Consider the following 24,673-nt stretch of genomic DNA (forward strand, 5'->3'; position numbering starts at 1 on the left):
TAAGAGGCTGGGCGGTGTCGGAAGCAGGCGGTGCGCACCGAGGGAGAACGGCATGCGAGCGGTACAGGTCGAGGAGTTCGGCGGCCCGGAGGTCCTGGTGGTCCGGGACCTGCCCGAGCCCGAGGTGGGACCGGGCCAGGCGCTGGTGGAGGTCGCCGCGGCGAACGTGATGTACCTGGACACCCTGGTCCGCGGCGGCTGGGGGCTGGACTACTTCCCCGTGACTCCCCCCTACGTCCCCGGCGCGGGCGTGGCCGGGCGGGTGGTCCGGATCGGCCCGGGCGTGGACCCGGGATGGGAGGGGGCCGCGGTGGTCGCCGACACCGGGCACGCGGACGGGACGCCGGAAAGGCCCACCCTGCCCGTGGACGGCTACGCCGAACGGGCCGTGGTCCCGGAGTCGGCACTGGTCAGGGTGCCCGAGGAGGTGGACCCCCGGGCGGCGCTGGCCCTGCTGCACGACGGGCCGACCGCGCTGGCGCTGGAGCGGGCGGCGGGCTTCGGACCCAGCACCACGGTCCTGGTCGCCGCGGCCGCCGGAGGGGCGGGCACCCTGGCCGTCCAGCTGGCCCGCAGGGCCGGGGCCCGGGTCATCGGCGCGGCCAGGGGCGGGGCCAAGCTGGCCCTGGTCCGCGAACTGGGCGCGCAGGAGACCGTGGACTACTCCGAGCCGGACTGGCCGGAGCGGGTGCGCGCGCTGACCGGCGGCGCCGGGGTCGACGTGGTCCTGGACGGCGCCGGGGGCGCGCTGGGCGCGGCGGCCTTCGGGACCCTGGCCGACGGCGGCCGGTTCGTCGGCTACGGCTCCGCGGGCGGGAGCTTCACGGAGGTGGACACCGAGGAGGCCGGGCGCCGCGGGATCGAGGTCCTGGGCCTGTTCGACCTCAAGCAGGCCGACGGCGACCGGCAGGACGCCCTGCGGATGGTGCTGGAGATGGCCCGCATGGGCAGGATCACGCCGCACGTGGGGCTGGCCCTGCCGCTGGAGCGGGCCGCCGAGGCGCACGCCGCACTGGAGGGGCGCGCGGTGCTCGGTAAGGCCCTGCTGATCCCCTAGGGCCGGGCGGCGCGGGCCGCCAGGCGCTGGCGCAGAGCGGCGGCGGCGGCCCGGGGGTCCTCCGCTTCCGTGATCGCGCGCACGACCACGACCCGGCGGGCCCCGGCGTCCAGCACGCGGTCGATGTTGTCGACGTCGATCCCGCCGATGGCGAACCAGGGGCGGTCGGTGCCCAGCGCGGCCGCCTCCTCCACCAGCTCCAGCCCGGCGGCCGGGCGGCCCGGCTTGGTGGGCGTCGCCCAGGTCGGTCCGACGCAGAAGTAGTCGCTGCCCGGCTCCTCGGCGGAGGCGGCCGCGGCGGCGACGTCGTTGTTGGAGCGGCCGATCACGGGGTCGGCGCCGATGATGTCGCGGGCCATGGGCACGGGCAGGTCCCGCTGACCCAGGTGGAGGACGTCGGCGCGCACGGCGCGGGCGATGTCGGCGCGGTCGTTGACCGCGAGCAGGGCGCCGTACCGCTCGCACGCCTCCTTCATCACCTCCAGGGCCGCGATCTCCTCGCGTGCCTCCAGGCCCTTGTCCCGGAGCTGGATGATGTCCACTCCCCCGGCCAGGGCCGCGTCGGCGAACTCGGCCAGGTCGCCCCGACCGGTCCGGGCGTCGGTGCACAGGTACAGAAGCGATGCGTCCAGGCGCTTGCGCAGGCTGGTTCCGTGGCTGGTCCTCACACGGTCCACCCTAGGCCCTGGCGCGTTCGGACCCAAGGGGGAGGGACGCGGCGGCGCGCCCCTCCCCCCTTCCCCGCGGGTCAGAAGGCCAGGCTCTGGGCCCGGCGGCGCACCTCGGTGCCCCGGTTCTCGCGCATGGCCTGGATCGGCGTGCCAGGCAGGGAGTCGTCGGGGGTGAACAGCCAGCGCAGGGCCTCCTCGGAGGAGAAGCCCGCGTCGGTGAGCAGCAGCAGCGTCCCCGGCAGACCCTTGACCAGGTCGTCGCCGTCGATGAAGGCGGCGGGAATGGAGAGTTCGCCGTCGCGGACCACACCCATCATGCGGTTCTCGCGGATCAGCGTCTTGATCCGGTTCGGGCTCACGCCCAGCGGAGCGGCGGCCTCCTTGAGGGTCAGCCAGTCGCCGATGAGCGTGTCGATGTCGCGTTGTGTCACACCACCAATCTGCCACATCCGCGCACCTCCTTCCCCCCGGCACGGCGCGCGTCGGCCACGGGTCCTAGAATGGGGACAGACCCCTACATCCCGCGGGAGCCGGGTGGGACCCGGCTGAGAGGGAGGCTGTGAGCCTCCGACCGCACGAACCTGATCCGGATCATGCCGGCGAAGGGAGTGGAAGCCACAGCCGTGCGCACCTCCAACGATCCCCACCGCGACCGCGTCGTCGTGGTCGGCGGCGGCCTGGTCGGCCGGGTCACCGCCTGGCGCGCCGCCCAACGCGGACTGAGCGTCACCCTGGTCGAGTCCGACCCCGCCCGCGCCGCCTCCACCGTGGCCGCGGGCATGCTGACCCCCGCCACCGAGGCCGCGTTCGGCGAGGAGCCCCTCATGGAGCTGGGCATCCGCTCGGCCCGCATGTACGCGGACTTCGTCGCCGAACTGGAGGAGGCCAGCGGCCTGGACGTGGGACACCGCGCCACCGGCACGCTGCTGGTCGCCTTCGACCGCGACGACCTGGCCGTCCTCACCGAACTGCACGCGCTCCAGCGGAGGCTGGGCATCGCCGCCGAGCGCCTCACCGGACGCGAGTGCCGCCGTCTGGAGCCCATGCTCGCCCCGTCCGTGCGCGGCGGCGTCCTGGCCCCCGACGACCACTCCGTGGATCCGCGGCGGCTGCTGCGCGCCCTGACCGCCGCGGGCGCACGCGCGGGCGTCACCGAGGTCCGCGGGCGGGTCGGGGAGGTCCTCTCCCCCGGCCCCGGGGGCTCCCGGCTGGGCGTGCGCCTGGCCGGGGAGGCCGAGGCGGGGCGGACCCTGCCCGCGCACCAGGTGGTGCTGGCCGCGGGCTGCTGGGGCAACGGCGTCGTGGTCCCCGAACCCGTCGTCCCGCCGCTGCGCCCGGTCAAGGGACAGCTGCTGCGCGCCCGGGTGCCCGAGGGCGAGCCGCCGCTCGTCAGCCGGACCGTCCGCGGCCTGGTCCGGGGCTTCCCGACCTACCTGGTGCCGCGCGCCGACGGCGAGGTCGTCATCGGCGCCACCCAGGAGGAGCTGGGCTACGACACCTCGCTCACCGTCGGGGGGCTCTGGCAGGTGCTGCGGGACGCGCTCGAACTCGTCCCCGGGGTGAGCGAGCTGGAGGTCACCGAGACCTGCGTCGGGCTGCGCCCCGGCTCGCCCGACAACGAGCCCCTCCTGGGGCCCACACGGGTCCCGGGACTGCACCTGGCCGCCGGGCACTTCCGGCACGGGGTCCTGCTGACCCCGGTGACCGGGGAGGCCATGGCCCGGGCCCTGACCGACGGAGACCTGCCCGAGTACGCCCGCCGTTTCACGGCACGACGCGCAAGTAGGTAGTAGCAGTGGAACTGATCATCAACGGCGACCGCCGCGAGTTCGCCGACGACACGACCGTGGAAGCGGTCGTGCGCGACCTGACCGGCGCCGAGGCCCCCGGCGGTGTCGCCGTGGCCGTCAACGACGAGGTGGTGCGCCGGACCGCGTGGGCCGCGAGCCCGCTCAACCAGGGCGACCGCGTAGACGTCCTCACCGCGGTGCAGGGAGGCTGAGCATGAACGACGACCTCGTGATCGCGGGAACCTCCTTCGGGTCCCGGCTGATCACCGGAACCGGCGGAGCGCCCTCCCTGGAGGTCCTGGAGGAGGCCCTGATCGCCTCCGGAACCGAGCTGACCACGGTGGCGATGCGCCGGGTCTCCCCCGGCACCCGGGGGTCGGTGTGGGACGTCCTGACCCGCAACAAGATCCGGGCGCTGCCCAACACCGCCGGATGCTTCACCACCGTGGACGCGGTGCGCACCGCCCGCCTGGGCCGCGAGGCGCTGGAGACCGACTGGGTCAAGCTGGAGGTGGTGGCGGACGAGCACACGCTGCTGCCCGACCCCGTCGAGCTGCTGGAGGCCGCCGAACAGCTGGTGGACGAGGGCTTCACCGTGCTGCCCTACACCAACGACGACCCCGTGCTGGCCCGGCGCCTGGAGCAGGTGGGCTGCGCCGCGGTGATGCCCCTGGCCGCCCCGATCGGCTCGGGGCTGGGCATCCGCAACCCGCACAACCTGGAGCTGATCGTCGAGCAGGCCGGTGTGCCCGTCATCGTGGACGCGGGGATCGGCACCGCCAGCGACGCCGCCCTGGCCATGGAGCTGGGATGCGACGCGGTCCTGCTGGCCACGGCCGTGACCCGCGCCCAGGACCCGGTGCGCATGGCCGCCGCGATGCGCGACGCCGTACGCGCGGGCCGCGGCGCGCGCCTGGCGGGCCGCATCCCCGTGCGGCGCTACGCCCAGGCATCCTCGCCGTCCGTGAGTTAGGCCACCCGGCCCCGCGTCCCGCCCCCCGATTGGTGCGTCCCACCTGGGGAGTTTGGCGGCGTCCTCTACCGTGGAACGAGTGTGCGGTCCGGCAAGGGCGCATCCCGCACACCACGACCACCCAGGCGCGAGCGTCCCCACCGCCCACGGAGCGGGCCTCACCGGGGACGGGGCGACCCGACGACCGGCGGAGCACACACCGCCGGGCCCGGGGGAGCCCCGGCCGGGGCCGGGACCCGTCCTCCGGGGAGACCGAGCAGGCCTCCCCGGATGTCCCACCGGCCCCACCGGCACCCGAACGGGACGGCGCGACCGCGAACCGCGGGGCAGACCTGGCGTGGGCTTCCGCTATCGTGTCGGTTCGACACCCGGTGTCGGGTACGCGCCACCGGCCGCGACAGCCCGCGCTCCCCGCAGCAAGGACACTACTCCGCCGTGGACATGACGACTTCCGACCCGCTCGTAGGCGCCACCCTGGACCGACGTTACTTCGTGGAGTCCAGGATCGCCGGAGGCGGGATGGCGACCGTCTACGTCGCCCACGACCTGAGGTTGGACCGACGGCTGGCCCTGAAGGTGATGCACCCTTCGCTGGCCCAGGACCCGACCTTCGTGCAGCGCTTCATCAACGAGGCGCACTCCGTCGCCAAGCTCTCCCACCCCAACGTCGTGCAGGTCTTCGACCAGGGTGAGGACCAGGGGCACGTGTTCCTGGCCATGGAGTACGTACCCGGACGCACCCTGCGCGACCTGCTCAAGTCCCGGGGCAGGCTCGGCGCCCACGACGCCCTGAACGCCATGGCCCCGGTGCTGGCCGCGCTCGGCGCCGCCCACCAGGCGGGCATGGTGCACCGCGACGTCAAGCCCGAGAACGTCCTCATCACCGAGGACGGCCGGGTCAAGGTCGCCGACTTCGGCCTGGCGCGCGCCGTGGAGCAGTCCAACCAGGGGCTGACCCGCACGGGCACCCTCATGGGCACGGCGGCCTACCTGGCCCCCGAGCAGATCGAGAAGGGCGTCGCCGACGCCCGCAGCGACGTGTACGCGGCGGGCATCATGCTCTACGAGCTGCTCACCGGCAGCCAGCCGCACACCGGCGAGACGCCCATCGCGATCGCCTACCAGCACGTCAACGAGGACGTCCCGCGCCCCTCGCACTTCCTGCCCGGCCTGCCCGCGGAGGTCGACGCGCTGGTCACCAAGGCCACCGAGCGCGACCCCAGGTACCGTCCCAGCAACGCGGGCCAGTACCTGGCCAAGGTCCTGGCGGTGCTCAACGGCCTGCCCGCGTCTCCCCCCGCCTCCGCCGCCGACCAGGCCCCGCTGACGCCCGTCGCCCCGGCGGCGGCGGCCACGGCCTCGGTGACCGCGCCCCAGCTCATCGCCGGGGGCGCCGGTCCCGGCACCGAGAACGCGACCATGGTCGTGGACATGGCCTCCGCCGGCCTCGACGACGGCCGCTACGACGACTACGACCGCGACAAGGACGGATACGGCGACGACGGGTACGACGACTACCGGAACGGCCCCGACGACCGGCGCCGCCGCAACCTGCTGATCGGGATCGGCGCGGCGGTCCTGGCGCTCGTCCTGCTCGGCGCGGGCTGGTGGTTCCTGGTCGGCCAGTACGAGAACGTCCCCGACGTGGTGGGCCGCGACCCCGAGGCCGCGAGCCGGATCATCCGCGACGAGGGCCTGCGCTACGACCTGTCCTCCGAGGCCGTCTACAGCGACGCCGAGCCGGGCACGGTCGGCGAGACCGACCCCGAGGTGGGCGCCCGCCTGTCCCCCGACGACGTGGTCACCGTGTACCTGTCCAAGGGCCCGCAGACGGTGGAGATGCCCGACCTGGTCGAGATGGACGCCGCCAACGCGCTCAAGGAGCTGGAGGACCTGGGCTTCGTCCCGGACAACATCGTCCAGGAGGACGTGAGCTCCACCGAGGTCGAGCCCGGCGCGGTGGTCTCCACCTCCCCCGAGGCGGGCGCGGAGGCCGACCGGGAGGAACCGGTCACCCTCACCGTCAGCCGGGGCATCCCGGTGCCCGCGGTGGTCGGCGAGGACCTGGACACCGCCCGCCAGATGCTGGAGGGCGAGGGCCTGTCCGTCGAGGTGGTCGAGGAGGAGAGCGCGGACGTCGAGGAGGGCAGGGTCATCCAGCAGAGCCCCGACAGCGGCTCCAGCATCGGCTCCGGCGGCACCGTCACCCTGACCGTCTCCACCGGTCCGCCCGGCGTGGACATCCCCGACGTGGTCGGCATGCGGGTCGACGACGCGCGCGAGGCGCTGGAGGAGGCCGGTTTCAAGGTCAAGGTCGAGCGCGTCTTCGGCGGCCGCGAGGTGGCGCACCAGTCGCACACCGGCAGGGCTCCCGAGGACACGGAGATCACGATCACCGCGACTCCGGGCGGCATCGACCTGGGCGACTTCGGCAACGGCAACGGCAATGGCAACGGCCGCGGCGACGACGATGACGACTGACCGGCCCGGGCGCGTGGCCTGAGTCGGAAGCGAGGGGGCGGGACCGGACCGGTCCCGCCCCCTCGCCGTGTGCGGCCGACCCGGCGCGGGGGCACGGCCGGCCGCCGTCCCCCGGCGCGGTCCCCCGCCCCGGCCGTCGGTCCGTGTCGTGGGTGCCGCCCGCCCGGGATAGGGTCACCCGCATGGCGAGCGAGGCGATCCGGGTACTGGTGGTGGACGACCACCCCATGTGGCGCGACGCGGTCGCGCGCGATCTCGGCGAGGCCGGTATCGAGGTCGTGGGCACCGCGGGCGACGGCGCCAAGGCGCTGCGCATCGCCCCGGCCGCGCGTCCCACCCTGGCCGTCGTGGACCTGCACCTGCCCGACATGAGCGGGGTCGAGCTGACCGCCGGCCTGGTGGCGCTGTCCCCGCCGCCGCGGGTGCTGGTGCTGTCGGCGAGCGGCGCCAGCGACGACGTCCTGGCCGCGGTGAAGGCCGGGGCCACCGGCTACCTGGTCAAGTCGGCGGGGCGGGAGGAACTGCTGGACGCTGTGCGCCGGGTGCACGCGGGCGAGGCCGTGTACACCCCGGGCCTGGCCGGGCTGGTGCTGGGCGAGTACCGCAGGCTCTCGTCGGCGGACCGCTCCCGGGAGCCGGAGGCTCCCGAGCTGACCCCCCGCGAGACCGAGGTGCTGCGCCTGGTCGCCAAGGGGCTGGCCTACAAGCAGATCGCGCAGCGGCTGGGCATCTCCCACCGCACCGTGCAGAACCACGTGCAGAACACCCTCACCAAGCTGCACCTGCACAACAGGGTGGAGCTGGTGCGCTACGCCATCGACCGGGGCCTGGACGACTGACGCGCCCTCCCGCGGGTCCGTTTCGCGCGGTCCACGCCCTCTGCCCCGTACGCGCCGGGCGCGTTCACCGCGTATTCTCCTCCCCGGGTTGGCCCCGGATCACCGCTCCCACTATGGTCTAGACCATATGGCGCCATGCGTCGTAAAACACACAACGTCGAGGAGAATCCGTATGCGAGTCGGGGTGCTGACCGGCGGTGGGGACTGCCCTGGTCTGAACGCGGTCATCCGCGCAGTGGTCCGCAAGGGCATCAAGGACTACGGCTACGAGTTCATCGGCTTCCGGGACGGCTGGCGCGGCCCGCTGGAGGGCGACACCATGCCGCTGGACGTGACCGCCGTGCGCGGCATCCTGCCCCGGGGCGGCACGATCCTGGGCTCCTCGCGCACCAACCTCATGAAGATCGAGGGCGGTGTCGAACGGGTCAAGGACAACATGGCCGGGCTGGGCGTCGACGCCCTGGTCGCCATCGGCGGCGAGGACACCCTCGGCGTGGCCCGCCAGCTGCACGACCGCGGCGTCAACGTCGTCGGCGTGCCCAAGACCATCGACAACGACCTCAACGCGACCGACTACACCTTCGGTTTCGACACGGCCGTGAACATCGCGATGGAGGCGATCGACCGCCTGCACACCACCGCCGAGTCGCACCACCGCGCGCTGGTGGTGGAGGTCATGGGCCGCCACGCCGGATGGATCGCGCTGCACTCGGGCATGGCCGCGGGCGCCAACGTCATCCTCATCCCCGAGCGGCCCTTCGACATCGACGAGGTCGTCAAGCACGTCGAGAGCCGCTTCGAGACCCAGTACGCGCCGATCATCGTGGTCGCCGAGGGCGCGCACCCCAAGGAGGGCCAGATGGAGCTGGCCACCGGGGAGACCGACTCCTTCGGCCACGTGCGCCTGGGCGGCATCGGCCAGCGGCTGGCCGACGAGATCGAGCAGCGCACCGGCAAGGAGGCCCGCTCGGTGGTCCTGGGCCACGTGCAGCGCGGCGGCACGCCGACCGCGTTCGACCGCGTGCTGGCCACCCGTCTGGGCGTGAACGCCATCGAGGCCGTGCACGACAAGGCCTTCGGCAAGATGGTCGGCCTCCAGGGCACGGACATCGTCCGCGTGAACCTGGCCGAGGCCACCGACACCCTCAAGACGGTGCCCTCCTCGCGCTACGAGGAGGCCGAGGTCTTCTTCGGCTAGGCACGCCCCGCGACCCGGAGCCCGGGAACCGGATTGTCCCGGGGCTCCCCCGGAAGGACCGGCCGCCGGCCACGCGCGCCGGCCCCCTCCGGAACGGTCCGCGCCCCCTCCCAGCTCCCAGGGAGGGGGCGCGCCGCGTCCCGGTCGGTCCTGTGTGCCCGCCGCCTCCCTCCCGTCCCGTCCGAAAACGGACGGAGCGGTGGACGGGATGTTCGATACTGGAGGATGGCGATGGACGCTCCCGGCCCCGTCACCGCCACTCCCACCTCACACCGGGACACGAAGGTATCCACCGGAGGTAGCACCATGTCCGCGTCGCTTGAGTCCGCGCCGCTCCCCGCAGCCCTGGCCGGGTCCGACGCCGGGCTCGGCGAGCTCTGCGTGCTCATGAAGCTCGGCGAGATCGTCCTCAAGGGCTCCAACCGCAAGCTGTTCGAGCGGCGGCTGCACAACAACATCCGCGCCTCCGTGCGCGACCTGGGCGAGGTCCGCCTCTCCCAGCGCGGCGCGGGCGTCATCATCGTGCGCAAGCCCGACGCCTCCGACCTGGAGGTCGCCGAGATCGCCGACCGCATGGCCAACGTCATGGGTGTGGTCTGGGTGCACCTGGTCCGCCGCGTGCCCAAGGACCTGGACGCCGTCACCGACATCGGCGTGCGCGTCATGCAGGGCCGCGAGGGCACCTTCGCCGTGCGCGCCCGGCGCCGCGACAAGCGCTTCGAGATGACCTCGTCGGAGCTGGCCGGGTACCTGGGCTCGAAGATCATCGAGGCGCACGGCTACAAGGTCAACCTCAAGCGCCCCGACAACACCCTGTTCGTCGAGGTGGACAAGGACGAGGCGTTCGTGTTCACCGACGGCGTGCCCGGCCAGGGCGGCCTGCCCGCCGGGATGAGCGGCCGCGGCCTGGTGCTGATGTCGGGCGGGATCGACTCACCCGTCGCCGCGCACCGGATGATCCGGCGCGGGCTCAAGGTCGACTTCCTGCACTTCTCCGGCATGCCGTTCACCGGCCCGGAGTCGATCTACAAGGCCTACAGCCTCGTCCGCCAGCTCGACCGCTACCAGGTGGGCTCGCGGCTGTTCGTCATCCCCTTCGGCAAGGCCCAGCAGCAGCTGAAGAGCTCGGGGATCGAGCGGCTCCAGATCGTCGCCCAGCGCCGCCTCATGCTCAAGACCGCGGAGGCCCTGGCCGACGACCTGGGCGCGGAGTGCCTGGTCACGGGGGACGCGCTGGGCCAGGTGTCCAGCCAGACCATGACCAACCTGACCGCCCTGGACGACGCGGTGGACCTGCCGATCCTGCGTCCGCTCATCGGCATGGACAAGACCGAGATCATGGACCACGCCCGCCGGATCGGGACCCTGTCCATCTCGGAGCTGCCCGACGAGGACTGCTGCACCATGCTGACCCCGCGCCAGGTGGAGACCGCGGCCAAGATCCCGGACCTGCGCCAGATCGAGAAGCGCCTGGACGCCGAGGAGCTGGCCGAGCACCTGGTCACCACCGCGCAGGTGCACAAGCCCAGCTTCCTGGGCGACGCCGCGCCCAAGCGCGTGGCGCCCGCCTCCGCGTCGGTGGCCGCCACCGCCTAGCGCGCGACGACGGCGCCCCGGCCGCTCCCCGCACGCGGGGCGGGGCCGGGGCGCCGTCGTGTTCAGCCCCGCGGTCTCACAGACCGGCCAGTTCGCGGCCCGGCGCCAGGGTCAGGGTGCGGCCGGTCAGGGCGGCCAGGGTGCCCGCCAGATCGCGCAGCTCGGCCAGGTCCTCGTGCAGGAGGGCCTGCGGGCCGTCGCACAGGGCGTTCTCCGGGTGGGGGTGCACGTCGACGATGACGCCGTCCGCGCCGACCGCCACGGCCGCGCGCGAGAGCGGCAGCACCAGCTCGCGCTTGCCGCCCGAGTGGGACGGGTCGACGATCACCGGCAGGTGGGACAGGTTCTGGGCGACCGGGACCGCGCTGATGTCCAGGGTGTTGCGGGTGGCCTTCTCGAAGGTGCGGATGCCGCGCTCGCACAGGACGATGTCGAGGTTGCCGCGCTGGGCGATGTACTCGGCGGCCATCAGCCACTCCTCGATGGTGGCGCTCATGCCGCGCTTGAGCAGGACCGGTTTGCCCGCGTCCCCCACCGCCTGGAGGAGGGCGAAGTTCTGCATGTTGCGGGTGCCGACCTGGAGCATGTCCGCGTAGGAGGCGACCAGCTCCACGTCGGCGGCGTCCACGACCTCGGTGACGATGGGAAGGCCGGTCTCCTCGCGCACGTCGGCGAGGATCCTCAGGCCCTCCTCGCCCAGGCCCTGGAAGGCGTAGGGGGAGGTGCGGGGCTTGTAGGCGCCGCCGCGCAGCAGGGACGCCCCCGCCTCCAGCGCCATCCGGGCCGCGGCCAGGGTCTGCTCGGGGGTCTCGACGGCGCAGGGACCGGCGATGACGGTGACGTTGTCGCCGCCGATCGGCACTCCGCGCACGCTGACGACCGTGCGGCTGTCGTGGTTCTCGCGGCTGACGAGCTTGTAGGGGACGGAGATGCGCAGGACGTCGCTGACGCCCGGCTTGGCGGCCAGGCCCAGGTCCTGGAAGCGCTCGACGTCACCGACGAGGCCGATGATCGTGCGGCTCACCCCGCGCGTCACGTAGGCCTCGCCTCCGGCGGAGGAGACCAGCTCGACCAGATCGTCGATGTTCTCGGGGGTGGCGTCCGGCGCCATCACGATGACCATGTGCGTTGTCCCTAGCTGCTTGTCGGTTGGGTGGACGAGCCGACCGGCGCCCGGAACGAGAAAAGCCCCGGGCTCTACCGGCCCGGGGCTCAAGTCGTCTGTGTCAGCGCAGCGCTCTACAGGCGACCGGGGTGTCGGGCCGGTAGCCATAAAAGCGCCAGAAGTTCCGCTGCATGGCTGGAACTATAGCGCACGGTCGCCGCGTGTCCGCACACCCGGGGTGAGTGACCTGTCTCTCGTCGGCGCCTGACAGGATGGCCGCACGCACGTTCTCCCCACGGGGAAGGCGTTCGTGCCGGCCAGCCGGCCGGGCGCGCCGCGGGAGCCCAAGACGAGCAGGGGGACGGAAGTGTCCGAGGGAACGGACGAGGCCGATACGGGCGGGGCCCGGCCCCGGATGCCTCCCGGGCAGGCGGTGCGCCACGAGCACAAGCCGCTGCACTACGGACCGGTGCCCGCCTTCCGCCCGCAGCGGTGGGACCTGCGGGTCACGGGGGCGACCGAGGACCTGGGGGCGTACCGCTGGACGTGGGAGGAGTTCGCGCGGCTGCCGCGCACGGACTCGGTGAGCGACTTCCACTGCGTGATGCGGTTCAGCGTCCCGGACGTGCCCTGGCGCGGGGTGCTCGCCACGGACCTGGTGGCGGCGGCCCCGCCCGCGCCGGAGGCCACGCACGTGATGGCGTGGGGCGAGTACGGGTACGGCGCGAACCTGCGCATGGACGACTTCCTGGCGGAGGGGGTGCTGCTGGCGACCCACCGCGACGGAGAGCCCCTGGCCCCCGACCACGGCGCGCCGCTGCGCCTGGTGGTGCCGCACCTGTACGGGTGGAAGAGCGTGAAGTGGCTGCGCGCGGTGGAGTACATGACCGCGGACCGCCGCGGTTTCTGGGAGGAGCGCGGCTACCACAACCGGGGCGACCCGTGGCGGGAGCAGCGGTTCTCCCACCAGGAGGAGGAGCGGGGACCGGGCCGGGCTCCGCGGCGGTGAGCCGTGCGGGGCCCTCAGCGGCGCGGGACCCGCATCTCCACCTCGGTGCCCTGGCCGGGGACCGACACGTACTCGACGGTGCCGCCCAGGTCGCGCACACGGCCCCGCACGGACTGGGCCACGCCGATGCGGCCCTCGGAGCGGGCCCGCTCCAGGCGGCCGGGCTCGATGCCGGGGCCCTCGTCGCGCACGGACACGGTCACCGCGTCGTCCTCGTCCTCCACCAGCACCCAGGCGCGCGTGCCCTCGGGGCAGTGCCGCTCCACGTTGTCCAGGGCGGCGAGCACGGCGGCGGCGAGTTCGGCGGCGGTGTGCGCGGGCAGGACGACGGGCGTGGCGGGCGCGGACACCGACACGCGGGCCGACTCGGCGCGGCGCAGCGGCTCGCGCAGGTCCACCGCGTCCCCGGTTCCTGCCGCGGCAGTGCGCCCCGCGGGAGGCGGCGCCGCCCCGCCGGTCCCGTTCATCCCGTCCGTCCCGCCGGAGGCGTCCTCCGACGATCCGATCGCGACCAGCGCGCGCAGGCGCGCCTCCTGCTCACCGGCCATCCGGCCCAGTTCGGCGGCCTCTCCCCCGGCCTCGGCGCCGCGCCTGCTCACCAGGGACAGCACCTGGAGCACCGAGTCGTGGATCGAGCGGGCCAGCTGCTCGCGCTCGCGGGTGCGCGCCTCCAGCGCGACCGCCTGCGCGAACCGCCGTTCGGCCCGCTCCGACATCCAGGACATGTATCCGACCGCCAGGCCGGCCAGGAGCAGCAGGACCACGCCGCGGGCGGTCGCGGCGGTCACGGCGGCGTCCATGACCGTGCGCAGGGTGAGGTCGGCGAGACCGTAGAGCACGGCGACGGCCGCGGCGGCGCGCCCGCCCCAGATGACGCTGGCCGCCAGCGCGGTGCCCGCGAACCAGTAGCCGCTCAGCGGCGGGGCCTGGGTGAGGTAGAACGGCGTGGCCGCCAGGGCGGTGGCGAACAGGCACGCGAAGGCCACCGCGAGGTCGGCGGTGAGCACGCGCCAGTCGCGCAGGTGCGGGCGGGCGTAGGCGCGGGTGGTGAACGCCGTCCACACGACCATGACCGCCAGCACCGTCCAGGCCAGCCAGGGCCGGGTCAGGTGCTCGTGGTGCTGGACGAGGAGGAACAGGGCGTAGACCAGGGACGCTGCGCGGAAGACGGCGAAGGCGCGCCAGAGGGGGAAGTCGAAGCCCAGGGGTCAGACCACCGCCCCGTTGTCGGGCCCGCCGTCTCCGGGCGGGCGGGAGTCGGTCATGCGCAGGATGAGCACGACGAAGCTGACCAGGAAGGCCAGCACCGCGGCGAACATCAGCCAGTTGGGCAGGGAGACGCCGACGAACGCGGCCCCGAACACCAGTACCGGCGCGCCCAGCAGGCACAGCCAGGCGGCGATGCCCACCCGGTCGCCCTGGAGCAGGGGCGGCGGTGGCGGGGGCTCGTAGTGGCCCTCCAGGTCGGCCTCGGCCCGGCGCCGGGCCTCCTCCTCCGCCGTCTCGCGCTCCTCCCCGTCCCCGGCGCCGGCGGTCCCTCCGGCCAGGAGGTCGCCGCCGGAGGAGGCGTCCCCTCCCGGGGCGCTGAGGTTCTCGGCGTCGGGCCAGGCGGCGCGGCGGCGCTGCCCCCGGGTGTCTGCGTCGTCGTAGAAGCGGGCGACCAGGTCGTTCCAGACCTCGTCCTCGTCCGCGGGCCGGGCGGGCGCGGCGTCGGGGTCGACGTTGGCGGGCGGGCCGTCCAGCAGGTCGCCGCCGACCGTCGCGTCGGGGGACTCGTGCGCGGCGGCCTCCCCGCCCTCCTCGGCGTCGGCGTCGGAGCGGGGTTCGCCGCGTGACGCCAGCAGGTCGGGGGCCGTCCCGGGCCGCCCGTCCAGGTCGGGCAGCTCGGCGCCCAGGACCCTCTCGGCCGCGGCCCGCTCCTCGGCGTCCACGTACAGGTGGTCGGTGGGCGGGTCGTCGGCCTGACTGCCCTCGGGCTCCAGGACGTCCTCGTCCAGGGGCACGGCGTAGGCGGCGATGCCGCTGCGCCGGAGCGCCTCCAGCATGAGGTCGGCGTGCGAGGGCGCGAGCAGGATCAGCGGAACGTAGGCGTCGGCGAGCAGGCCGTTTCCCCGACGTTGCGTCATCGGTCGGCTCCTTCCCCGCTTCTACTGTGCTCTCGCACGAAGGCGAGGCTCCCGTCGAAGACGACGGCGGCGTCATGGTCGAGGGTCGCCACGTGGTAGCTGTCGTGGAGCAGGTGGATCGTCAGCCCGGTGTTGACCGCTCTCCTAGCGAGGATACGCAGACTGCGCGGTCCGACGACGTGGTCCTGGGTGCTTCGGTAGGCCAGGATCGGCGCTCGCAAACCGGACATGCCCTCCTGAACCTCGCGCCACAGCTTCGGGAGTGTCGCCGCGGCCGCGGTGGGGACGCGGTCGTACCCGCCCTCGGTGGTGTCGTCCTTGGAGACGTCGCAGCCCAGACCGGGCGTGGAGGGCATGATCCGCGAGACCAGGCGGCGGACGGGGGCGATGACGGGCAGGCGTCGGTCCTCCACCGCCAGGGAGGGGTTGACGAGCACGACCCCGCGCACGAGGCCCGGGTGCCTCTGGGCCAGGCGCAGGCTGAGGGCGCCGCCCATGGACAGCCCCATGACGAACACCTCCCCGCAGCGCGAGGCCAGGTCCAACAGGGCCCGTTCGACCTCGGCGAGCCAGTCGTCGCTGGTGGTGAGGTTCATGTCGTGCCAGACCGTGCCGTGCCCGGGCAGCAGGGGCGCCTCGACGCTGAGTCCGGCGGCGGCCAGGTGCTCGGCCCAGGGTCGCATCGAGTACGGGGAGCCGGTGAAACCGTGGCAGAGCAGGACGCCCGTGTCCGACCCGCGGTGACTGAACGGCTCAGCGCCCGGGATCAGGGGAGGGGCGTCGGTCGGTCTCACGGAGCGGCTCCAGGAATCGTGCGGTGCGCGGGGGACGGGGGTCTGCGGCGACCGGAGCGGAGGCACGGGAAACCCTGGCTCCTGCCGTGAGGCTAACCGTTCGGCGGTCCGTTCGCCATGAGTGCACACTAACGTTCCCGTCCCCGGCGACCGGAGGCAGGCACCCGCCACGCGGGCCGACTGAGTATCCTCTTCTGCGTCGGGCCGACGGCCCGTTCGGGGGCGCTTTGGCACTCGCGCTCACACGGTGGGAGGATGGCGCACGTCAGGCGGCGGCTCCTCCCCCACTCTCCGGGCGCGAGCCCTCCTGACAATGTCGGCAGAGCGGGACGGTGAATCGTGGCAGACCCTGCCCAGTGCTCCCCGCGTGTGCAGGGGTGATCTGAGCGATGTTCTACTGGGTGGTCAAGGCGATCCTGGGGCCGGTCCTGGCCGTACTGTGGCAGCCGCGCGCCGAGGGTGTGGAGAACGTGCCGCGCCGCGGTCCGGCGATCATGGTCAGCAACCACCTGTCCTTCTCCGACCACTTCTTCGGTCCGCTGCCGCTGCCGCGCAAGATCACCTTCCTGGCCAAGGCCGAGTACTTCACCGGCACGGGCGTCAAGGGGCTGCTGAGCCGGGCGTTCTTCACCGGCGTGGGGCAGATCCCCATCGACCGCTCGGGCGGCAAGGCCAGCGAGGCGGCGCTGCGCACGGGCCTGAGAGTGCTCAAGCGCGGCGACCTCCTGGGCATCTACCCCGAGGGCACCCGCTCCCCCGACGGCAAGCTCTACCGCGGCCGGACGGGTGTGGCGCGGCTGGCGCTGGAGGCCAAGGCCCCGGTGGTGCCGATGGCGATGATCAACCTGGAGAAGATCATGCCCCCCGGCCGCACGGTGCCCAAGCTGGGCGTGCGCCCCAAGGTCAAGTTCGGCAAGCCGCTGGACTTCTCCCGCTACCACGGCATGGAGAAGGACCCGCGCGTGCTGCGGGCCGTCACCGACGAGATCATGTACGCGTTGATGGAGCTGTCCGGTCAGGAGTACGTGGACCGCTACGCGCAGTCGGTCAAGGCCGAGCTGGAGGCGGAGGCCAAGGAGGCCAAACGCGAGCAGCACGCCAGCGACAAGGACCGCAGGCGGACCGAGCGCGAGCGGCGCAAGGCGGAGCGGCGGACCCGCCGCGAGGAGAAGCGGGCGGCGCGCAGGGACAGGCGCGGGGGCGGGGACGCGGACGCCGCGGACCCGACCGCCGCCCAGGAGTAGCCCGCGCGGCGGCCCGAGGAACGGACGGCCCCGCGCCCCCCGCTGCGGGGGCGCGGGGGCCGTCCGCTTCCCGGGGCCCGGGTCAGTGCCGGGCGAGGTCGCCGGCGCCGACGATGCCCGCCTCTCCGCCGAGTTCGGCCAGGCGCACCTCGGCCATGCGGCGCCCCGGGCGGCCCGGGACGTTGCGCGCGAAGGCGGCGCGGACCGGGTCCAGCAGGATGGACCCGGCGTCGGAGACACCGCCGCCCAGGACGAAGCACTCGGGGTCGAGGATGGCGGCGAGGTCGGCCAGGCCGTGTCCGGCCCACTCCCCGACCTTGGCGAAGCACTCCAGGGCGGCCCTGTCCCCCTCCAGCGCCGCCTGGGTGATGACGTGGCCCTCGACCTGGTCGATGACACCGTCGGCGAGCTTGAGCATGCGCTCGGCGGCCACGGGGTCGGTCAGCGCCAGGTCCTGGGCCTCGGCGACCAGGGCGCGGCCGCTGGCGTACTGCTCCCAGCAGCCGTGGTTGCCGCAGGCGCAGCGGCGCCCGTGCGGGACCATCCGGTAGTGCCCGACCTCGGCGGCCACGCCGTAGCGGCCGCGGTGCAGGGCGCCGCCGATGACCAGGCCGCCGCCGATGCCGGTGCCCAGGGTGATGCACACGATGTGGTCGCTGCCGCGCCCGGCGCCGAACCTGGCCTCGGCCCAGGCGGCGGCGTTGGCGTCGTTCTCGATGACCACGGGCAGCCCGACGCGCTCCTGGACGTGGTCCCGGAGGGGCTCGTCGCGCAGGCCGAGGTTGACGGCGACCTGGACGGTGGCGCGGTCCTCGTCCACGAACCCCGCCACCCCCACCCCGACCGCCCGGACGGAGTCGGCGTCCTGTCGGCCGCGCAGCTCCCCGACGGCCCTGGCCACGACGTCGGCCAGGGCCTGCGGGTCGTTGGAGGGGGTGGGGTACTTGACCTTGTCGAGGATCTGCCCTTCGGGGTCGACGACCCCGGCGGCGACCTTGGTCCCGCCGATGTCTACGCCGATGGTCAGCATGGGGGCAGCTCCTTCGTACTTACGCCCGAACTCTGACATAAGTCTCAAGGTTCATGGCAAAGTGTTTTCAGATGATGTATGCCATCTGATTAAACCAGGCGCGAGGCGACCCCCGACACCCCCGGAGTCGAACCGTGATCTCCTCCCGTTCACCCCGCGGTGACCTGGCGTTCCTCGCCTTCCGTCGCCCTTTCGCCACCCTGCGTCCGGTCCTGCGGACGGCGCCCCGCGGCGTCGTCGGCGCGGGTCTGCTCAAGGGAGCGCTCGACCACGTCCCAGGTGCGGCCCAGGGCTCCGACCGCGGCCAGTCCGGCGCGGCCGAGGTGTCCGACGACCTCGGGGCCGGAGGTGCGCACGATGTCGAGCAGTTCCTCCAGCGGGGGGCGCCGGTCGTCCGTCTCCAGGCGGATGGCCTCCTCCCACACGTCGCCCTTGCTCGGGGGCGGCGAGGTCACGGCGCCCACCCCGCGCTTGACCCCGGCCGTCAACAGCCTGCGCTGAAGGGTGGTCACCAGCTTCAGTGCGTCGTCGATGAGGTCGGGGTCCTCGCCCCTGCCCACACCCGGACCGCCGTTGCGACCGGTGTTCTCCGTCATGTCAGCTTCCTCCTTCGCGCCGCGTTCTGCTTCACGGTAACCGGCCCTCCGGGCGCCGGGGAGGTTTCTCAGGGCAGGTTCAGGGGCGAATCAGGGGCGCGGGCGCGGCTACGGGGAGTGAGGCCAGGGGAAACCGCAATGACCACGAAAACCTACAAAGGACACAAAATTCACATACAGCACATAGTTCTCACGACGTGCGCAAACACTACGTCGGGCGTATAGTCTCGCGTGCGTACGAGGGAGGAATCCGTTCTTTCCTCCGCCCGCGCACCAGCGCGTCCGCCGCGCCGGACACGACCCAGGGTCACCGTTGGATACCGAACGACAACGTGTTCTACTCATGAGTAGGGTGGTGTTGTTACGGTCATCACGTCCCGTACTACCCGAACCCGTACACGTCCAGGAGCACCACGTGCGCGAATACAGCTCTCCCGCGAAGGCTGAGATCTCCGACGACGCGCGACTGACCGACACGCTCTACGCGCGCGCGGCCAGCGAGCCCAACGCCGTCACCGCCCGTCGCCAGGAGTCCGGCCAGTGGCACGACGTCACCGTGGCGGAGCTGCACGCCGACATCGCCGCGTACGCCAAGGCCCTGATCGACGCGGGCATCGAGCACGGCGACCGCGTCGCCCTGATGTCGCGCACCCGCTACGAGTGGACGGTCGTCGACTACGCCATCTGGTCCGTCGGCGGCGTGACCGTCCCGATCTACGAGACCTCCTCCGCCGAGCAGATCGAGTGGATCCTCACCGACTCCGGCGCCAAGGCCGCGTTCGTGGAGAACGACGCCCACGCCGAGCGCGTCGAGTCGGTCCGCGCCCGGACCCCCGAGCTCGGCCCCGTCTGGCGGTTCGACGACCCCGGGTACGCCGAGCTGCGCTCCGCGGGCTCGGAGGTGAGCGACGAGGCTCTGGAGAAGCGCCGCACCGGGGTCAAGGCCGACGACCTCGCCACCCTCATCTACACCTCGGGCACCACCGGCCGCCCCAAGGGCTGCGAGCTCACCCACCGCAACTTCCTCTTCATCTCCCACAACGCGTTGGAGGGCCCGGCCCGCCAGGTCCTGCGCAGCAAGGAGAACCCCTCCACGCTGCTGTTCCTGCCGCTGGCCCACGTCTTCGCCCGCTTCGTCCAGGTCATGGTGATCGAGGCCAGAGCCACCCTCGGCCACTTCCCCTCCACCGGCCCCGAGCTGATCGAGCAGTTCTCGGCGTTCAGGCCCACCTTCCTGCTCGCGGTCCCCCGCGTGTTCGAGAAGGTCTACACCAAGGCCGAGCAGAAGGCCGCGGCCGAGGGCAAGGGCAAGATCTTCAACGCCGCCGCCGACACCGCCGTCGCCTACAGCAAGGCCCTGGCCACCGGCCGGATCCCCCTGAGCCTCAAGCTCAAGCACGCGCTGTTCAGCAAGCTGGTCTACGGCAAGCTCCTGGCCGCCCTGGGCGGCAACGCCGAGTACGCCGTCTCCGGCGGATCCGCGCTGGGCGCGCGTCTGGGCCACTTCTTCCGCGGCATCGGCTTCACCATCATCGAGGGCTACGGCCTCACCGAGACCACCGCCCCCACCTCGGTGAACAGCCCCGAGTTCAACAAGATCGGCACCGTGGGCCAGCCGCTGCCCGGCACCACCATCAGGATCGCCGAGGACGGCGAGATCCTGCTCAAGGGCGACCACATCATGGTCGGCTACTGGAAGAACGAGAAGGCCACCAAGGAGGCCTTCACCGAGGACGGCTTCTACCGCACCGGCGACCTGGGCGCGCTGGACGACGACGGCTTCCTGAGCGTCACCGGGCGCAAGAAGGAGATCATCGTGACCGCGGGCGGCAAGAACGTCGCCCCGGCCGTCCTGGAGGACCGCATCCGCGCCCACGCCCTGGTCAGCCAGTGCATGGTGGTCGGAGACAACCGCAAGTTCATCGCCGCGCTGATCACGATCGACCCCGAGTCGTTCGTCCAGTGGCGCGAGGCCAACGGCAAGAGCGGCGAGATCGCCGACCTGACCGGGGACGCGGACCTGAACGCCGCCATCCAGGAGGCCGTGGACAACGCCAACAACGCGGTGTCCAAGGCCGAGGGGATCAAGAAGTTCAAGATCCTGCCCAGCGACTTCACGGAGGAGAGCGGCCAGATGACCGCCTCCCTGAAGGTCAAGCGCCACGTGGTCAGCAAGCAGTGGAGCAAGGAGATCGACGACATCTACGCCGGCTGAGCACTCCGCCGCCCGCACCGGACACACGGGAGCCGACCGACCTCGCACGGGGGCGGTCGGCTCCCGCCGTGTGCGGGGCCGTGCTCCGGGAACACGACGGACCCGGCCGCACCGCGACCGGGTCCGTCATCCACGTGTGGGCGCGCTAGTGGTGGGCCGCCTCCTTCTCCGCCTCCGTGGAGGAGTGGTGCGGGTGGTGGCCGTTGTGCGCCTCCACCCCCTCCAGGGACACGTCGTCCTTGGTGTACCAACGCGCCAGGGCCTTGCGGAGCCTGCCGCTGCCCTTGCGGGCCTCGGGGTTCTCCACCCCCTTGCCGTCCACGTCGGCACCGTCGGCCAGCGCCGTCGAGGTGATGACCGGCTTGCTCTCCAGGACGTGCACCGTCTCCGGGGAGCTGTGCTTGTGCACTTCCACGAACTCACCGCTGGGCAGCTGCTGGATGGTGCCGCTCTCGTAGCCGTGCTCCAGGGTCTCCCGGTCACGGCGCTGCAGCCCCAGGCAGATGCGCTTGGCGACGAAGAACCCCGCCACCGGGCCGACGATGACCAGCACACGGAAGATGTACGTGGTCATGTACAGGCTGATCGAGAAGGTCTCCGAGATGATGTCGTTGGACCCGGACATCCACAGCACACCGTAGAAGATGATCCCGGCGACGCCCACACCGGTGCGCACCGGCGCGTTGCGCGGACGGTCGGCGACGTTGTGCGCGCGCTTGTCGCCGGTGATCCACTGCTCGATGAACGGCCACGCGCCCAGGGCACCGAAGAGCAGGCCCATGATCCCCAGTCCGGGGACGAGCACGCCGATGATGAACGGGTAGCCCCCGATGGAGAAGTCGAACCAGTTCGGGAAGATGCGCAGCGCGCCCTCCATGAAGCCCAGGTACCAGTCGGGCTGGAGCCCGGAGGTGATGGACGTCGGACTGAAGGGCCCGAACAGGTGGATCGGGTTGATCTGCACGAACGCGCCCAGGAGCGTGATCACGGCGAACGTGAAGAAGAAGAACCCGCCCGCCTTGACCGCGAAGGCCGGGAACATGGGCGTTCCGACCACGGTCTTGTCCGTGCGCCCGGTACCGGGGTACTGGGTGTGCTTCTGGTGCCACAGGATCATGAAGTGCGCGACGATCAGACCCAGCAGCAGCGCTGGCAGCGCCAGCACGTGCAGCATGTACAGCCGGGAGATGATGTCCTCGCCGGGGAACTCCCCGCCGAAGAGGAACATCGACAGGTAGGAACCCACCAGGGGGATCGCCAGGACGACGCCCTGGAGGACCCGCACGCCCATGCCCGAGGGCAGGTCGTCGGGCAGCGAGTAGCCGAACAGGCCCTCGATGACGGCGATGGCGAAGATCGCGACGCCGATCAGCCAGTTGATCTCGCGCGGCTTGCGGAACGCGCCGGTGAAGAACACCCGGAGCATGTGCGCGGTCAACGCCGCGACGAAGATCAGCGCGGCCCAGTGGTGGATCTGGCGGACCAGGAGCCCGCCGCGCACCTCGAAGGTGATGTGGAGCGTGGAGGCGTAGGCCTCCGACATCATGACGCCCTGGAGGCGCTCGTAGGAGCCGTCGTAGACGATCTCCGTCATGCTCGGCTTGAACCAGAGCGTGAGGAAGACACCCGTGAGCAGCAGGATGATGAACGAGTACAGCGCGATCTCGCCCAGCATGAACGACCAGTGGTTCGGGAAGACCTTGCGCAGGTTCTTCTCGCCGGTCTTGGCCAGGTGGAAGCGGTCGTCGATGAAGTTGCCGACGCCGCGAAGCGCCTTGGGTGCTTGCGTGGTCTTACTCATCGGCTAGTCCTTCGCGTATTCCCAGAACGTGGGGCCCGTGGGTTCGTCGAAGTCGCCGGTCGCGATGAGGTAGCCCTCGTCGTCGACGCCGATCGGCAGCTGCGGCAGCGGCCGGTGCGCCGGACCGAACACGACCTCGGCGGCGTTGGAGGCGTCGAACGTCGACTGGTGGCACGGGCACAGGATGCGGTGTGTCGTGCGTTCGTACAGGGCCGCGGGGCAGCCCACGTGGGTGCAGATCTTGGAGTAGGCGACGATGCCGTTGTGCGTCCAGTTCAGACGCGTCTGGCCGTCGGTTCCCTCGATCTCCTCGGTCATCCGCTCCTGCCAGTCCTCCTCGGGGATCTTGATCAGGATGATGACGGTCTTGGCCTGGTCGGTCAGTGAGAGGTGGTGGTGGTCGTCATCGGCGGCGGGCAGGGCCGAGACCATCGCGTTGGGGTCGTTCTCGAAGTCCTCGGGGCGGAGGGGACGGCCGCTCCCCTCCACGACGATGCGGCGACCGTGTTCCCACATCGTCTTCTTCATCAGGTCGCCCGGAACCGGGCCGGTGTCGCGCAGCAGCACGATCGGCGCCAGCCCCAACGGCAGCATCGCCAGGATGAGCGTGCGGCGCATCAGCGGACGCTTGGTGAAACCGCTCTCGTCGGCGCCCTGCATGAAGAAGGCGCTGAAGGAACCCTTCTCCTTCTCGTCCGAGGGCAGCTCGTCGTAGGGAGAGGCCACCTCGTAGTGCGGCATCACCTGACGCGCCCACACCGTCATACCCGCACCGATGCCGAACATCGCCAGCGTCAGCGTGCCGCCCAGCAGCATGTTCGAGTACTGGGCGATCTGCGGGTCCGCGATCGCACTGGAGCTGAAGAGGAAGTAGGCGACCAGGAAGCCGATCCCGCCCAAGAAGGCGATCACGAACCACACCGAGGCGAGCTTCTCACCCCGGCGCTGCATCTCCTCCGGCCGCGCGTGCGTCTCGGAGGCCTTGTACGGACCCGTGTGCCCGTCCGCCGGGGCCTCGGTGGCACCGGAGACCAGCGGGTTCGCGGTCTTGGGGGTGCCGACCACGCGTTCGGGCTCGGTCCCGCCGGTCGTGGGGGTCGCGCTCACGCGCTCGGAGTGCGTCCCGTTCGTCTTCGGGGTGCCGACCACGCGTTCGGGCGTGGCCTCTCCCCCGCTGCTGTCGTTGCTGTTGTTCTCAGTCATGAGCTCGCTGCTTCGCGGTGATCCAGATCGCGCAGGCAATGATCAAAGCGAGTCCGACGACCCAGCTGATGAGGCCTTCGGCCACCTGCCCGATGCGATTGAGGTGGAAGACGCCTCCGGCGTTGGGTTCGGCCTGGAGAGTCTTGATATAGGAGATCAACTCCTGCTTCTCCTCCGGCTCGATCACCGTGTCACTGAACATCGGCATCGCACCCGGACCACTGACCATCGCCTCATAGATCTGACGCGCGGACGCGTCATGAATCTCCGGAGCCCAACGACCATCAGTCAACGCACCGCCACCACCAGACCAACCATGGCAGTGCGCACAGTTGGTCAGATACAGACGCATACCCATGTCGGTGTCGTCGGCGCCCTGAACATACGACTCGTACTCGGCCTCGAACTCCTCAAGCGCCGCCTCATAGGAAGCCTCGTCCTCGAACTCCCCACGCTCGGGCGCCTCACCCGGAACGTCATAGGGAATATCGGGACCACCGGTCCTGATCTGCGCGTTGTAGTACGCGATCAGATCCTGCAGATCCTCCTCCGACATCGCCATCGGCTTGCGCGGCATCTGCGCGTCGGGATTCATCGACGGCATACGCCCCGTGCTGACCTGGAAGTCAACGGCCGCGGCACCCGAATCACGGATGTCCGGACCCCGGGTGTACTCCCCGTCCTCGCCGTAACTACCACTGCCGTCGTAGTTGTGACAGGTCGCGCACGTCTGGTTGAAGATGTCCTCGCCGTTGGCCACATCGACCTCGTCCGCCGAGGGAGGACCATCAGCGGCCAGAGTCTGCGCCTGGGCCTGGTCCGCGGTGGGCGCCAAAGCGGCGTACCCCACCCCGAACAGGGCTAGCGCGAGGATGACGACGACATACCCCGCCAGGGGATGCCGCCGCCGCGCGGTAATCCATTTCACGGTTTCCCCGTTTCGGG

General features: G+C 71.9%; 22 protein-coding genes and 1 riboswitch. Of the genes, 11 read left to right on the top strand and 11 right to left on the bottom strand.

What is annotated here, in order from left to right; genetic code table 11:
• The first annotated feature begins 52 nt into the window (after positions 1–52).
• Complete coding sequence (locus tag NDAS_RS15365; RefSeq protein WP_013154129.1) at positions 53–1,057, top strand: zinc-binding dehydrogenase; 1,005 nt, start codon at positions 53–55, stop codon at positions 1,055–1,057.
• Here the strand turns inward: NDAS_RS15365 and thiE are convergent.
• Both thiE and NDAS_RS15375 read right to left on the bottom strand, forming a co-directional pair.
• On the bottom strand, positions 1,054–1,725 hold the full coding sequence (thiE, locus tag NDAS_RS15370; RefSeq protein WP_041552795.1) for a thiamine phosphate synthase: 672 nt from the start codon (positions 1,723–1,725) through the stop codon (positions 1,054–1,056). The genes NDAS_RS15365 and thiE overlap by 4 nt on opposite strands.
• An 80-nt stretch (positions 1,726–1,805) precedes the next feature.
• Positions 1,806–2,159, bottom strand: coding sequence for an Rv2175c family DNA-binding protein (locus NDAS_RS15375; protein ID WP_019610781.1), 354 nt, complete (start codon positions 2,157–2,159; stop codon positions 1,806–1,808).
• A gap of 82 nt (positions 2,160–2,241) precedes the next feature.
• Positions 2,242–2,353: riboswitch (TPP riboswitch) on the top strand.
• On the opposite strand from NDAS_RS15375, the gene thiO reads away from it, so the two are divergent.
• The 7 genes from thiO to thiI all read left to right on the top strand — a co-directional run bounded on the left by thiO (position 2,322) and on the right by thiI (position 10,605).
• On the top strand, positions 2,322–3,518 hold the full coding sequence (gene thiO / locus NDAS_RS15380; protein WP_041552796.1) for a glycine oxidase ThiO: 1,197 nt from the start codon (positions 2,322–2,324) through the stop codon (positions 3,516–3,518). Its footprint overlaps the riboswitch before it by 32 nt.
• A 5-nt stretch (positions 3,519–3,523) precedes the next feature.
• Complete coding sequence (thiS, locus tag NDAS_RS15385) at positions 3,524–3,730, top strand: sulfur carrier protein ThiS (RefSeq protein ID WP_013154133.1); 207 nt, start codon at positions 3,524–3,526, stop codon at positions 3,728–3,730.
• Positions 3,731–3,732: 2 nt separating this feature from the next.
• The gene (locus NDAS_RS15390; RefSeq protein ID WP_013154134.1) at positions 3,733–4,491 is read left to right on the top strand and encodes a thiazole synthase; all 759 of its coding nucleotides are present in this window, start codon (positions 3,733–3,735) and stop codon (positions 4,489–4,491) included.
• Positions 4,492–4,926: 435 nt separating this feature from the next.
• Complete coding sequence (pknB, locus tag NDAS_RS15395; RefSeq protein WP_013154135.1) at positions 4,927–6,972, top strand: Stk1 family PASTA domain-containing Ser/Thr kinase; 2,046 nt, start codon at positions 4,927–4,929, stop codon at positions 6,970–6,972.
• 182 nt (positions 6,973–7,154) lie between these two features.
• Positions 7,155–7,811 carry a response regulator gene (locus NDAS_RS15400; protein WP_013154136.1) on the top strand — a complete coding sequence of 219 codons (657 nt, stop codon included), beginning with the start codon at positions 7,155–7,157 and terminating at the stop codon, positions 7,809–7,811.
• Between the two features lie 172 nt (positions 7,812–7,983).
• Entirely contained in the window at positions 7,984–9,009 is a 1,026-nt protein-coding gene (locus NDAS_RS15405) for a 6-phosphofructokinase (RefSeq protein ID WP_013154137.1), read from the top strand.
• Between the two features lie 306 nt (positions 9,010–9,315).
• A complete protein-coding gene (thiI, locus tag NDAS_RS15410) occupies positions 9,316–10,605 on the top strand; it encodes a tRNA uracil 4-sulfurtransferase ThiI (protein WP_013154138.1) in 1,290 nt (429 codons plus the stop codon).
• Positions 10,606–10,681: 76 nt separating this feature from the next.
• Here thiI and aroF read toward each other — a convergent pair whose 3' ends face one another.
• Positions 10,682–11,728, bottom strand: coding sequence for a 3-deoxy-7-phosphoheptulonate synthase (gene aroF, locus NDAS_RS15415; protein WP_013154139.1), 1,047 nt, complete (start codon positions 11,726–11,728; stop codon positions 10,682–10,684).
• A gap of 397 nt (positions 11,729–12,125) precedes the next feature.
• Here aroF and NDAS_RS15420 point away from each other — a divergent pair, with 397 nt between their 5' ends.
• On the top strand, positions 12,126–12,719 hold the full coding sequence (locus tag NDAS_RS15420) for a molybdopterin-dependent oxidoreductase (protein ID WP_049800377.1): 594 nt from the start codon (positions 12,126–12,128) through the stop codon (positions 12,717–12,719).
• Between the two features lie 14 nt (positions 12,720–12,733).
• On the opposite strand, the gene macS is transcribed toward NDAS_RS15420, so the two are convergent.
• The 3 genes from macS to NDAS_RS15435 are packed head-to-tail and all read right to left on the bottom strand — an operon-like array spanning position 12,734 to position 15,639.
• Positions 12,734–13,924, bottom strand: coding sequence for a MacS family sensor histidine kinase (gene macS, locus NDAS_RS15425; RefSeq protein ID WP_255418245.1), 1,191 nt, complete (start codon positions 13,922–13,924; stop codon positions 12,734–12,736).
• Between the two features lie 3 nt (positions 13,925–13,927).
• Positions 13,928–14,845 carry a hypothetical protein gene (locus NDAS_RS15430; protein WP_013154142.1) on the bottom strand — a complete coding sequence of 306 codons (918 nt, stop codon included), beginning with the start codon at positions 14,843–14,845 and terminating at the stop codon, positions 13,928–13,930.
• On the bottom strand, positions 14,842–15,639 hold the full coding sequence (locus tag NDAS_RS15435) for an alpha/beta hydrolase (RefSeq protein ID WP_013154143.1): 798 nt from the start codon (positions 15,637–15,639) through the stop codon (positions 14,842–14,844). The genes NDAS_RS15430 and NDAS_RS15435 overlap by 4 nt, the downstream gene beginning before the upstream one ends.
• Before the next feature lie 389 nt (positions 15,640–16,028).
• On the opposite strand from NDAS_RS15435, the gene NDAS_RS15440 reads away from it, so the two are divergent.
• Entirely contained in the window at positions 16,029–16,883 is an 855-nt protein-coding gene (locus NDAS_RS15440; protein ID WP_013154144.1) for a lysophospholipid acyltransferase family protein, read from the top strand.
• 82 nt (positions 16,884–16,965) lie between these two features.
• Here the strand turns inward: NDAS_RS15440 and NDAS_RS15445 are convergent, their stop codons facing one another.
• Positions 16,966–17,913, bottom strand: a complete 948-nt coding sequence (locus NDAS_RS15445) for an ROK family glucokinase (RefSeq protein WP_013154145.1) — start codon at positions 17,911–17,913, stop codon at positions 16,966–16,968.
• A 149-nt stretch (positions 17,914–18,062) separates the two neighbouring features.
• Positions 18,063–18,509: a hypothetical protein gene (locus NDAS_RS15450; protein ID WP_013154146.1), complete on the bottom strand. Its 447-nt coding sequence runs from the start codon at positions 18,507–18,509 to the stop codon at positions 18,063–18,065.
• 415 nt (positions 18,510–18,924) lie between these two features.
• Between NDAS_RS15450 and NDAS_RS15455 the strand changes: the two genes are divergently transcribed.
• The gene (locus NDAS_RS15455) at positions 18,925–20,724 is read left to right on the top strand and encodes an AMP-dependent synthetase/ligase (RefSeq protein ID WP_013154147.1); all 1,800 of its coding nucleotides are present in this window, start codon (positions 18,925–18,927) and stop codon (positions 20,722–20,724) included.
• A gap of 145 nt (positions 20,725–20,869) precedes the next feature.
• On the opposite strand, the gene qcrB is transcribed toward NDAS_RS15455, so the two are convergent.
• From qcrB to qcrC, 3 genes are read right to left on the bottom strand one after another with little or no spacing between them, the layout of a single operon-like run.
• Positions 20,870–22,525, bottom strand: a complete 1,656-nt coding sequence (gene qcrB / locus NDAS_RS15460) for a cytochrome bc1 complex cytochrome b subunit (RefSeq protein ID WP_013154148.1) — start codon at positions 22,523–22,525, stop codon at positions 20,870–20,872.
• A 3-nt stretch (positions 22,526–22,528) separates the two neighbouring features.
• Positions 22,529–23,728, bottom strand: coding sequence for a cytochrome bc1 complex Rieske iron-sulfur subunit (gene qcrA / locus NDAS_RS15465; RefSeq protein WP_013154149.1), 1,200 nt, complete (start codon positions 23,726–23,728; stop codon positions 22,529–22,531).
• Positions 23,721–24,656, bottom strand: a complete 936-nt coding sequence (gene qcrC / locus NDAS_RS15470; protein ID WP_013154150.1) for a cytochrome bc1 complex diheme cytochrome c subunit — start codon at positions 24,654–24,656, stop codon at positions 23,721–23,723. Before qcrC ends, qcrA begins: the two co-directional genes overlap by 8 nt.
• Between the last annotated feature and the right edge of the window lie 17 nt (positions 24,657–24,673).

The sequence above is a fragment of the Nocardiopsis dassonvillei subsp. dassonvillei DSM 43111 genome (assembly GCF_000092985.1).
Classification (GTDB): Bacteria; Actinomycetota; Actinomycetes; order Streptosporangiales; family Streptosporangiaceae; genus Nocardiopsis; species Nocardiopsis dassonvillei.